The sequence below is a fragment of the Yersinia kristensenii genome (assembly GCF_900460525.1).
In the GTDB taxonomy this organism is placed as follows: Bacteria; Pseudomonadota; Gammaproteobacteria; order Enterobacterales; family Enterobacteriaceae; genus Yersinia; species Yersinia kristensenii.
The window spans coordinates 3123132-3134848 of record NZ_UHIY01000001.1; the positions used below are offsets into that span (position 1 = coordinate 3123132).

Sequence of the window (11717 nt, forward strand, 5' to 3'; positions counted from 1 at the left end):
TAAGGATATCGCGTGTTAGTTATTTTGGGTTATATCGTGGTCTTAGGGGCGGTTTTTGGCGGCTACATCATTGTCGGTGGTCACCTAGGCGCATTATATCAACCCGCTGAGTTTTTAATTATCGGCGGAGCGGGTATTGGTGCGTTTATTGTGGGCAACAATGGTAAAGCGATAAAAGCTACGCTGAAGGTAATGCCAAAACTGATGCGCCGTTCTAAATATAACAAAGTCCTCTATATGGATTTAATGGCGCTGCTGTACCGCTTATTAGCTAAATCTCGCCAACAGGGAATGCTTTCACTAGAGCGAGATATAGAAAGTCCCTTGGAAAGTGAAATTTTCTCTAATTATCCAAGGATTTTGGCCGATAAGTTGTTGGTGGAGTTTATTACCGACTATTTGCGGTTAATTGTCAGTGGGAACATGAATGCTTTTGAAATCGAAGCATTGATGGATGAAGAGATAGAAACTCACGAACAAGAATGCGAAATCCCTGCTGGTAGTTTGGCGATGGTCGGGGATTCTTTACCTGCATTCGGTATTGTTGCTGCAGTGATGGGGGTGGTGCATGCCTTGGCATCCGCAGACCGGCCTGCTGCAGAACTCGGGGCGTTAATTGCCCATGCAATGGTAGGGACATTCCTGGGTATTTTGTTGGCGTATGGATTTATTTCGCCATTGGCGACATTGCTACGTCAACAGAGCGCAGAAACCAACAAAATGATGCAGTGCATCAAGGTGACTTTGCTTTCCAGTCTGAATGGATATGCACCGCAAATTGCTGTGGAATTTGGTCGTAAAACACTCTACACCACGGAACGGCCATCGTTCATTGAGCTGGAAGAGCATGTGCGCAGGGTGAAAGCACCAGCACAGCAAGCGACAGAAGAGGACGCATGAAGCATCAGAACCACCCCGTTATTCTGGTCAAAAAGCGCAAAGCCAAACATGCCCAAGCTCATCATGGCGGATCATGGAAAATTGCTTATGCGGACTTTATGACAGCAATGATGGCCTTCTTTCTGGTGATGTGGTTGCTGTCGGTTTCCAGCCCGCAAGAGCTGACACAAATTGCAGAGTATTTTCGTACGCCATTGAAAGTCGCACTGACCCATGGTGAGAAAAGCAGTGATAGCACCAGTCCGATTCCTGGCGGTGGTGATGATCCAACTCAACAAGTGGGCGAAGTGCGTAAGCACATTGATTCCGAAGAGAGTCGCAAAGAAGAATATCGGCTGAACAAATTACGGGAAAAACTGGATCAATTAATTGAATCTGACCCGAGGCTGAGAGCTTTGCGGCCACATCTGTTGATCAACATGATGGATGAAGGGCTGAGAATTCAGATTATTGATAGTCAAAACCGCCCTATGTTCAAGATGGGAAGCGCCCAAGTTGAGCCGTATATGCGCGATATTTTACGTGCTATAGCGCCAATTTTGAATGACATTCCCAACAAGATCAGTTTGTCCGGTCACACCGATGACCTACCTTATGCCTCGGGCGAACGGGGCTACAGTAACTGGGAGCTGTCGGCCGATCGTGCCAATGCCTCGCGGCGTGAATTACTGGCTGGGGGACTGGATGAAGGCAAAGTATTACGCGTGGTGGGCATGGCGTCGACGATGCGCCTAAAAGAGCAGGCATCAGATGACCCGGTGAACCGCCGTATCAGTATCTTGGTGCTGAATAAGCAAACCCAACATGATATTGAGCACGAGAACTTAGATAGCAGGGCGCTTGATATAGAAAAGGCCGAAAGCTTAAAACAGATTGATTCCACTGGCACGACGCCTGCAGTGACTGCGCCTAATACGGCTGCGATACCACCAGCGGCCACGGGGGCGGCGCTATCTGCTGAACAATCTGGCACCACAGGAAAAGCAGCAGTCGCGGTTTCGACGATAAGTGTTTCAACCAGCACGATTTCGACAAACACGGTTTCGACAACAACCGCTTTGCCACCGACAACTGCTGAGCCGGTGAAAGCGCAAGTTCCGCCAGCAACAGCATCACAAACACAACAATCGAGCACGGAGAACGTTACTCGAGTTGCCCGCGGGCCAACGACATCGTTGCCAGCGGCACCTGCAAGTAATGCACCGGTCTCTCCGACAAGCCGCGACGCACAGTAGAGGTGACACCGTGAGCATGGATATTACTGCGTTTTATCAGACTTTCTTTGATGAAGCAGATGAACTGCTGGCAGACATGGAACAGCACTTACTCTTGCTGGACCCGTTGGCACCAGATAATGAACAACTTAATGCTATTTTCCGTGCTGCTCACTCGATCAAGGGCGGTGCCGCAACATTTGGTTTTTCGGTATTACAAGAGACAACCCATCTGTTGGAAAACCTGTTGGATGGTGCCCGTCGCGATGAAATGCGTTTGAGCACTGATATCATCAACCTGTTTTTGGAAACGAAAGATATTATGCAGGAACAGTTGGACGCCTACAAAACCTCTCAAGAACCTAATGCGGAAAGCTTTGAGTATATTTGTCATGCATTACGCCAACTGGCACTCGAAGCTTTAGAACAGCAAACCACTCATCAGGTTGCGACAGCGGATCACGCAGCGACCCCAAGCACTGAAACCAAGGCCAACAGTAAGTCTCCGGCGTTGGTTCAGGGGGGGATGCGCATTCGACTGTCGGGTTTGAAAGAACAAGAAATCCCGCTGATGCTGGAAGAACTGGGCAATCTTGGCGATGTCAAAGATGCCCACCAAGAGACAGATAGCCTTGAGGCGACCCTGATTACGTCGGTCAGCGAAGATGATATCAGCGCCGTGCTGTGTTTTGTGTTGGAGCCAGAGCAGATTAGCTTTGTGCAGGCCGAGCCAGCGCAAGAGCCAGTGGTTGAGGCGGCGGTCGTCGCACCGGTTGTGGCGCAAGTGCCGCCCGTTGCCCCCGCCACGATTGCAGAAGTCAGCAATACTCCTAAAGTTGAAACTCCCAGCGCCGAGCATGTAAAACCTAAAGCGAAAGCCAGTGAATCAACCAGCATCCGCGTAGCGGTTGAGAAAGTTGACCAACTGATTAACCTGGTGGGCGAACTGGTTATCACTCAATCTATGCTGGCCCAGCGCTCTAGTACCTTAGACCCGGTGATTAACGGCGATTTGCTCAATAGCATGGGGCAGTTGGAACGTAATGCCCGTGACTTGCAAGAGTCAGTGATGTCGATTCGTATGATGCCGATGGAATATGTCTTCAGCCGCTTCCCACGGTTGGTGCGCGATTTAGCCAGTAAACTGAATAAGCAAGTTGAGCTCACCCTGCTGGGCAGTTCGACTGAACTGGATAAAAGTCTGATTGAACGCATTATTGATCCGTTAACCCATCTGGTGCGAAACAGTTTGGACCACGGTATTGAGGACCCTGCAACACGCATCGCGGCGGGTAAAGCCCCGGTCGGCAATCTGACACTGTCCGCAGAACATCAAGGCGGCAATATTTGCATTGAAGTTCTTGATGATGGCGCAGGGCTTAACCGACAGAAAATTCTGGCAAAAGCTCAATCGCAAGGTATGGCTGTTAATGAGCATATGAGTGATGAAGATGTCGGGATGCTGATTTTTGCCCCTGGATTCTCAACGGCTGAGCAGGTGACGGACGTGTCCGGTCGTGGTGTTGGCATGGATGTGGTTAAGCGAAATATTCAGGAAATGGGCGGCCATGTGCAAGTCAGTTTCCAGGCCGGCAAAGGTACCTCTATCCGTATCTTGCTGCCATTGACGCTGGCTATCCTTGATGGCATGTCTGTCAAAGTCAGTGATGAAGTGTTTATTTTGCCATTGAATGCCGTAATGGAGTCATTGCAACCATTGGCTGAGGATTTACATCCACTGGCTGGCGGTGAGCGCGTATTGCAAGTCCGCGGTGAGTATTTGCCATTGGTTGAGCTGTTCCGTGTATTTGATGTTGAAAATGCAAAAACTGAAGCCACACAAGGCATTGTTGTGATTCTGCAAAGTGCCGGTCGCCGTTATGCCCTGCTGGTAGACCAATTGATAGGCCAGCATCAGGTGGTGGTGAAGAATCTGGAAAGTAATTATCGGAAGGTTCCCGGTATTTCTGCCGCCACTATATTGGGTGATGGCAGTGTGGCACTCATTGTGGATGTGTCGGCATTGCAGGCCTTAAACCGGGAAAAACGTGTTACGGCTGATGATGTCGCCGTCGCGTAATAAAGCCTTGAAAAAACATAAATTCAACCTACTGATTGAAGGGTAAAAACATGGCAGGACTAGCAACCGTCACGAAGCTGGCAGGCGAAACGGTAGGACAGGAGTTCCTGATTTTTACGCTGGGTGCTGAAGAGTACGGCATTGATATTCTGAAAGTCCAAGAGATCCGCGGTTATGATCAAGTGACCCGCATCGCTAACACCCCGGCTTTCATTAAAGGTGTCACTAACTTACGCGGCGTTATTGTTCCTATTATTGATTTACGGGTTAAATTTGCCCAACAGGGTGTCAGCTATAACGAAAATACCGTGGTGATCGTGCTGAATTTTGGTCAGCGAGTCGTCGGTATTGTGGTTGATGGCGTATCTGACGTGTTGTCATTGACCGCGGAGCAAATCCGCCCAGCTCCTGAATTCGCTGTGACGCTGGCGACTGAGTATCTGACCGGTTTAGGTTCACTGGGTGAGCGGATGCTGATTTTGGTTGATATTGAGAAGTTGCTAAGCAGTGAAGAGATGTCATTGCTTGATTCAGTGGCGAAAGGGTAAGTTGTTACTGCTTATTCATTCGATTGGCAGAGTAGCTATTACGGCTACTCTGCGTATTCATTTATATCAGCACCGATAATTCTGCTAACTCTCTTTTTCGCTAATTCACTTAACGAGAGCGCACCAGTTCGGCCACTTTTTCCGCAAGGAAATCAATCTCCTGCGGAGTATTATAAAATGCAAGAGAAGGGCGGACGGTACTTTCATAACCAAAGTGGCGCAAGATAGGTTGAGCGCAATGGTGCCCGGAACGTACTGCAATACCTTGCTGGCTGAGATAACGGCCAACCGCTTCATTTTCAAACCCTTCCAATACAAACGATAACACACTGGTTTTCTGTGCTGCGGTGCCAATCAGCCGTAATCCGGGGATCTGCGACAATTTATCAATGCCATATTCGAGCAACACATGTTCGTACTGCTCGATATTTTCAATTCCCAGAGATGTTACATAATCAATGGCCGCCCCAAGCCCCACCGCATCGGCAATATTACCGGTTCCTGCTTCGAATTTATTCGGCGCGGGTTGGTAACGGGTCAACTCAAAAGTGACATCGGCAATCATGTTACCACCGCCCTGATAAGGGTTGGCGTCGTCCAGCACTTCTTGTTTGCCGTACACCACGCCGATACCGGTGGGGCCGAACACTTTATGTCCTGAAAACACAAAGAAATCAGCATCTAACAAGGTCACATTAACCGGAATGTGAGAAATAGACTGAGCGCCATCGATAGCAATTTTCACCCCAAAACTGTGTGCGATGGCCACCAACTCATGAATAGGTGTCACTGTTCCCAATGCATTGGACACATGAGTGGCTGAAACAAAACGGGTTTTGTCGTTAAACAGCCGGACATATTCCTCAATGATTAATTGCCCATGTTCATCCACCGGTACAACGCGAATGACCGCACCGGTTTCTTGTGCAATCAATTGCCAGGGCACGATATTCGCGTGATGCTCCAACAGCGTCAGGATAATCTCATCACCCGGCTTCAGCCGTGGTTTCACGTAGCTTTGTGCAATCAGATTCAGCCCTTCCGTGGTGCCTCGAACGAATATAATATTATCCGCACTGGGTGCTCCGATGAAACGCGCGACTTTACCCCGCGCGGCTTCATAGGCATCGGTAGAACGCGCCGCCAGCGTGTGTGCAGCACGGTGAATATTCGAGTTTTCATGCAGATAATAATGGCTGATTCGCTCGATGACCTGCTTTGGGCGCTGCGTGGTTGCGGCATTATCCAGCCAAACCAATGGCTTACCATCGACTAATTCCGCAAGGATAGGAAAATCAGCCCGAATGCGCTCCACAGGAACTTGGCCCACTCGTGCCAGTGGGGCCGGTGTCCCATAGTCATAGTGTGAAGCATGAGGTCGGGAAAGCGCCCCCTGCACTGCGGGGGTATTCTCCTGCCCATAAGGAACAACTTTGGGCAAATAGGCCGGATCAGTCGGCCCTTGAGCGGGCGCGCCTGCGCCGAGTAGCGCGAGCAGATCGCGCTCATCCGGTAGCCCGTAATCGCGCGCAGAAAACAGCCCCTCTTGGGAGGGCGGCCACGCCCCGGACAAGCCGGTAAGTGAGTGCTTATTCGTAGTCATAATATTCACCTACTTCAACGTCTTCCAACACCGCGATAGCATCATCGGCCAGAATGGCGGCGGAGCAATAGAGTGAAAGCAGGTAAGAAGCGACACCATTGTCATCAATCCCACGGAAGCGGACGGACAAACCGCGAGATTGTTCATTCGGTAAACCCGATTGATACAGACCCAACACTCCGCGCTTAGCTTCGCCGGAGCGAACCAGTAGGATATTGGTTTTACCACCTTTGCTTTTCGGGTTTTTCAATCCATCGACGAAAAGTTTGTCGCTAGGAATCAATGGGATGCCCCGCCACAGGATAAAATTGCCCCCTTGCAGATTGACTGTCACCGGGGGAACACCGCGCCGAGTCGCCTCGCGCTGAAATGCCGCAATAGCACGGGGGTGCGCGAGGAAAAAGGACGGCTCTTTCCACACTTTAGAAATCAACTCATCCAAATCGTCTGGGGTCGGGCGGCCATTGCGCGTCTGAATGCGTTGGGCGTCAGTGATATTTTTAAGTAAACCGTATTCATCATTATTGATTAATTGGCTTTCCTGACGTTCTCGCAAACTTTCAATCGCCAGCGCGATTTGCTCTGATGCCTGGTCAAAGGGAGATCTGTAAATATCGGCGATTTTGGTATCCACATTGACAATGGTCGCAATAGAATCCAACTGATACTCTCGCGGTTGTGTCTGGTATTCAATATAGCCCTTAGGGATTTCGACGCGCGACGGGTCTTGGCTGCATAAAGCATCCAGCGGCGTATCCCCCTCAACCACTTTGTTAACCCGATAAATGCCCGATTCCAGCCCTTTGTAGTCGAGAAAACGGCTGACCCAGCGCGGCGTAATCGCGCCAAACTGTGGTGCAGTTTTAGTTACGTTGGCCAACTGATAGGCTGCTTCACGTCCCAATGCATTAATTACATTTTTTTCTGCCATGATATTTTCCTTTATTTTTCAATAGATAAATGGTTTTTATGTCGGTCAACGTTGTCAGTGCTGCTGTTATTGTTAATATTGGGGTAAATGGGAATCGACATCCCGTGCCCAGGCATTAATGCCATCTTTTAAATTAAGCAGCCGCCCTTGATAACCTGCGCGCTGGAGCGCCCGGATAGCGAAGATGCTCCGTTGCCCAATCTTGCAGAGAAAAACGGCATCAATGCTGGGGTCAAACTCATCAATGCGGCGGACTATCTGCCCCAAAGGGATGACTTTAGCGGCGGGGAATTTCACAATTGACCGCTCGTGTTGCTCACGAATATCAATCAATTGCAGCGGTTTGCCTGCCTCTATCCACGACTTCAACTCAAGTGCGGTCACACTTTCAATCGGCGTTTCTTGATCAGAGGGTTTCAGGCCACAGAACTTTTCATAATCGATAAGTTCATGAATGGTTGGATGTTCCCCGCAGATGGGGCACCCGGCGTCTTTTTCCAGTTTCAGTTCGCGCTGCTTCATCTGCCATACATCGAACAGCAGTAAGCGCCCTATCAAGCTGCCGTTACCGCCAATGATCAGTTTGATGACCTCGGCGGCTTGAATGGTGCCGATGATGCCGGGCAATACGCCGATGACACCGCCCTCTGAACAGGACGGAACTAGCCCCGGTGGCGGTGGGGCAGGGTAAAGGCAGCGGTAGCATGGGCCGGATTTTGCATAAAATACGCTGGCTTGCCCTTCAAACTGAAAAATGGAGCCGTAAACATTGGGTTTGCCGAGCAGCACACAGGCGTCATTGATAAGATAGCGGGTAGGGTAGTTATCAGTACCATCCACCACGATGTCGTAATCGCGGATGATATCCAGCGCATTTTGGCTATTCAGTTGCGTGTTGTATGTCGCCACCTCAACATTAGGATTGATAGCTTTGATGCGATCTTTTGCCGATGCCACTTTAGGGCGATCCAGATCTTTGGTGCTGTGAATGATTTGACGTTGTAAGTTTGAAACTTCAACAAAATCAAAATCTACAATGCCAATCTTGCCAACACCGGCCGCTGCCAGATAGAGCGCGACCGGCGCACCTAAACCACCGGTTCCCACCAGCAGGACTTTGGCGCTTTTCAGTCTTAACTGCCCTTCAACAGCAACTTCCGGCAGCAACAAATGGCGGCTGTAACGGGCTATTTCGGCATTCGACAGTTCAGTCAGCCGCTCATCAGGAATGATGCTCGCAATACTCATGCCCGCGCCCCTGCACCACCTGCAATGGCGGGGACCAAAATGACTTCATCGCCACTGTTAACCGGGGTATCTAATCCCCCGGTGGTTTTGATGTTGGCATCCCCCACATACAAGTTGATAAAAGAGCGGAGCGAGCCGTCATCTTCATATAAATGCTGACGAATATCGGGATAATGCTCCGCCAACGCCGCCACTAATTCCCCGACGTTTTCCCCCTCCAAACTCACTTTACCTTGGCCGTCAGTAAATGCGCGTAATGCGCTTGGAATTAATAATGTCACTGCCATCGCGGTTCCCTTTCTGTTATGTTTTAAAAAATTCAAATAAAAACATTGAGTTAGCTTGTGATTACACTTTCTTGCTCGAACTGTCGGCTATTGGGATCCAGCCGCCAACTGGTCAAATCCCCCGAACGCCCTTGGGCGACCGCCACAATGATGTAGGCGTAAAATGGCAGAGCATGCTCGCGGTCATATTCGGACGGAATAGCCGGGTGGTCGGGGTGTGAGTGATAAAAACCGACGACATCAATCCCTTTCACGCGCGCGGTGCGTTCTGCCAATAGGTACTCATCTGCGGTAATCACAAAGCGGTGATATTGCTCCTCATCTTCTCGGGCATTAATGATGGGGAGAATAGTCTCTACACGCGCGTTGCCCTCCTTATCAAAGACACCCAATAGGGCACCACAGCATTCATTCGGATAGCTATTTTCACCCTCAATCCGGATCTGTTTTTCTGTTTCTATCGCGAATCTAATCATCAGATTTCATTCCAAAAAGGGTCAGTGAGATAACGCGAACCGGTATCACAAAGCAGCGTAACAACCACCGAGCCAGCGGGGAGAGTGCGGGCCAGTTTTACCGCCGCGGCGACATTAGCTCCCGATGAAATTCCCACGAAAAGCCCCTCGTGTTTTGCCAGATTCCGGGTGCTGGCATAGGCCTCTTCGGTGGTGACGGTTACCACGCCATCTTGTAGTGTTTCGTCCAAAATGCCGGGCTTGATGCTGCTCGCCATGTGTTTTGTGCCTTCAATACCATGCAGCGGCGAGGCCGGTTGTACTGACAGCGTTTTAATCTGTGGATTCTCTTGTTTCAGCCGCCGGGCGCTGCCGACAAAACTGCCGGAAGTGCCCATGCTGGCGATAAAATGTGTCACTCGCTGTTGCGACTGCTGCCAGATTTCCCACCCGGTGGTAGTGAAATGTGTTTCTGGGTTAACAGTGTTGTTGTATTGATCCGGATAAAAATAGCGTTCAGGGGCTGATTCAACCTGTTCTCTCACCGCCAGATAGGCCCCGTCAGAACCTTCAAGGGGATCGGTTTCCACTATTTTTGCTCCGTAATGGCGAATGGTGTTTTTCCGCTCTGCACTGGTGTTTTGGGGCATAAATAGCACCACGTCATAGCCCAGTGCCGCACCGAGCATGGCATAGGCAATACCGGTATTCCCGCTGGTAGCATCAATAATGGTTTTTCCCGCGGTTAATTTTCCTCGCGCTATTCCATCAAGAATCATTGCCTTTGCCGCTCGGTCTTTTACCGAGCCGCTAGGGTTCATAAATTCTGCTTTGGCTAAAATAGAAACGCCGGGAAATTCCTCAGAAAAATACGATAATGTTATTAATGGTGTGTTCCCCACCATATCAATAATACGCATAATCATTTCCATTTATTGACTATAAATAATTTCCAGTTTCACTGTGTATTTACGGTGAGTCATACTTTTCAGATATCAATAAAATAAACAGTAAAAGATCGCTAATTAAATACCATCGCCATCAATAAATTTTCTTTGCAATATATTCGCTTGTCTAATATTGCTATCAGGGGGAACACTTCGCGTTAACCACACATTGCCCCCAATACTTGATCGCGCGCCGATAGTTATTCTTCCCAACACCGTCGCACCGGCATAAATAACCACATCATCTTCAACAATGGGGTGGCGCTGATAACTTTTTTGCAGATTCCCTTCTTCATCAGTAATAAAGCTCTTCGCACCCAGTGTCACGGCTTGATAGATACGAACCCGTTTGCCAATAATAGCGGTTTCACCAATTACCACACCGGTGCCATGATCGATGAAAAATCCTTCGTCAATTTTCGCGCCTGGGTGAATATCAATCCCACTCTCGCTATGGGCTTTTTCGGTGATAAGCCTTGCCAACAAAGGCAGCCCCAGCTGATAGAGTTGATGGGCGATACGATAGTGAATAACGGCATGAATGCCCGGGTAGCAGAGCAGCACTTCATCCAAACTTTGGGCTGAAGGGTCGCCATGATAGGCCGCCAGAATATCGCTATCCAGTAATTGGCGAATAGTGGGCAACTGTTGTGCAAACTGCCTGATACGTTCTATTACCTCTTTGTTTTGTGCGGAACCCTCACTATTATGACTTTTTTGAACTGCTTTATAACTCAATTCCAGAGTTGCTTCTTCCGCTAAACGATCTAAAGCATCACCCAGTAAATAACCCACATAATAATCTTCGTTTTCTTTTCTGAGTTCGGTTGTCCCTAATCGCTTAGGATATAAAACTTTGGATAATGTATTGGCAATGTTACTCACATTGTCTTTTGAAGGGAGTAAGCGTTTATTGTTATCGGCGTTTTGATAATTTTTATCACGCCATTTCTGTCGAACCAAACCTAATTCATCAACAATGCTGTTTAGCCGCCAATTAATATTCTGTGATGGGATAAACAGTGATTCACCCAATTCTGACATATTGGTTTCCCCTTTAATAAAATAAACCAGCAAATTTGGACGAGTCATTTTTCAATACAGATATTCTTTACGCACTCCCTATGTTGAGAACAAATATTTTTATGAACTTCTATAGTCACAAAAGGAATAAGGGAATAGATATGCTCGCTAACTGTTCAGTTTTTTTTATTAATTAGGCCGATTGCACTTATCTGAAAGTCTGTGTTGATGACTTGTCATAAGGCGACCAGGCGAGGGTTTCAGCAAGCAGAACCCACGTCTGCATGACCAAATTGATCACGAAACGGATATCAAGCTAAAATTTTACAGGACTAACGCGAGTATCCCCTCGGTAAAATAATCCCTCTCCCCGGTAAAGTTCCCTCTTAGGGTGCCGATAACACAGTTAACTAAACGTTTATGTTTTGGCGTACTTGTATTTTGATATACCTATATTTTGACGTACTTATGAAGGGATAAC

Annotated in this window: 11 protein-coding genes; 4 read left to right on the forward strand and 7 right to left on the reverse strand. The window is 48.6% G+C overall.

Annotation, left to right across the window (positions count from 1 at the left end; all coding sequences use genetic code 11):
- The first annotated feature begins 12 nt into the window (after nucleotides 1-12).
- From motA to cheW, 4 genes are read left to right on the forward strand one after another with little or no spacing between them, the layout of a single operon-like run.
- Nucleotides 13-900 carry a flagellar motor stator protein MotA gene (motA, locus tag DX162_RS14220; RefSeq protein WP_004392122.1) on the forward strand — a complete coding sequence of 296 codons (888 nt, stop codon included), beginning with the start codon at nucleotides 13-15 and terminating at the stop codon, nucleotides 898-900.
- Complete coding sequence (motB, locus tag DX162_RS14225) at nucleotides 897-2135, forward strand: flagellar motor protein MotB (protein WP_032820643.1); 1239 nt, start codon at nucleotides 897-899, stop codon at nucleotides 2133-2135. Before motA ends, motB begins: the two co-directional genes overlap by 4 nt.
- Before the next feature lie 16 nt (nucleotides 2136-2151).
- The gene (gene cheA / locus DX162_RS14230) at nucleotides 2152-4194 is read left to right on the forward strand and encodes a chemotaxis protein CheA (protein WP_004392124.1); all 2043 of its coding nucleotides are present in this window, start codon (nucleotides 2152-2154) and stop codon (nucleotides 4192-4194) included.
- Nucleotides 4195-4244: 50 nt separating this feature from the next.
- The gene (gene cheW, locus DX162_RS14235; protein WP_004392125.1) at nucleotides 4245-4742 is read left to right on the forward strand and encodes a chemotaxis protein CheW; all 498 of its coding nucleotides are present in this window, start codon (nucleotides 4245-4247) and stop codon (nucleotides 4740-4742) included.
- Nucleotides 4743-4851: 109 nt separating this feature from the next.
- On the opposite strand, the gene DX162_RS14240 is transcribed toward cheW, so the two are convergent.
- The 7 genes from DX162_RS14240 to epsC all read right to left on the reverse strand — a co-directional run bounded on the left by DX162_RS14240 (nucleotide 4852) and on the right by epsC (nucleotide 11257).
- Nucleotides 4852-6345, reverse strand: coding sequence for a cysteine desulfurase (locus DX162_RS14240; protein WP_086017146.1), 1494 nt, complete (start codon nucleotides 6343-6345; stop codon nucleotides 4852-4854).
- Nucleotides 6332-7276, reverse strand: coding sequence for a family 2A encapsulin nanocompartment shell protein (locus DX162_RS14245; protein WP_004392127.1), 945 nt, complete (start codon nucleotides 7274-7276; stop codon nucleotides 6332-6334). Before DX162_RS14245 ends, DX162_RS14240 begins: the two co-directional genes overlap by 14 nt.
- A 72-nt stretch (nucleotides 7277-7348) precedes the next feature.
- Nucleotides 7349-8524 (reverse strand): molybdopterin-synthase adenylyltransferase MoeB, encoded by a 1176-nt coding sequence (gene moeB, locus DX162_RS14250; protein ID WP_032820645.1) that lies wholly within the window; start codon nucleotides 8522-8524, stop codon nucleotides 7349-7351.
- Nucleotides 8521-8811, reverse strand: a complete 291-nt coding sequence (locus tag DX162_RS14255; RefSeq protein ID WP_004392129.1) for a MoaD/ThiS family protein — start codon at nucleotides 8809-8811, stop codon at nucleotides 8521-8523. Before DX162_RS14255 ends, moeB begins: the two co-directional genes overlap by 4 nt.
- 50 nt (nucleotides 8812-8861) lie before the next feature.
- Complete coding sequence (locus DX162_RS14260) at nucleotides 8862-9287, reverse strand: M67 family metallopeptidase (RefSeq protein WP_032820646.1); 426 nt, start codon at nucleotides 9285-9287, stop codon at nucleotides 8862-8864.
- The gene (locus DX162_RS14265) at nucleotides 9287-10186 is read right to left on the reverse strand and encodes a PLP-dependent cysteine synthase family protein (protein ID WP_098080816.1); all 900 of its coding nucleotides are present in this window, start codon (nucleotides 10184-10186) and stop codon (nucleotides 9287-9289) included. Before DX162_RS14265 ends, DX162_RS14260 begins: the two co-directional genes overlap by 1 nt.
- Before the next feature lie 105 nt (nucleotides 10187-10291).
- Nucleotides 10292-11257 (reverse strand): serine O-acetyltransferase EpsC, encoded by a 966-nt coding sequence (gene epsC / locus DX162_RS14270; protein ID WP_032820663.1) that lies wholly within the window; start codon nucleotides 11255-11257, stop codon nucleotides 10292-10294.
- Nucleotides 11258-11717: the final 460 nt, after the last annotated feature.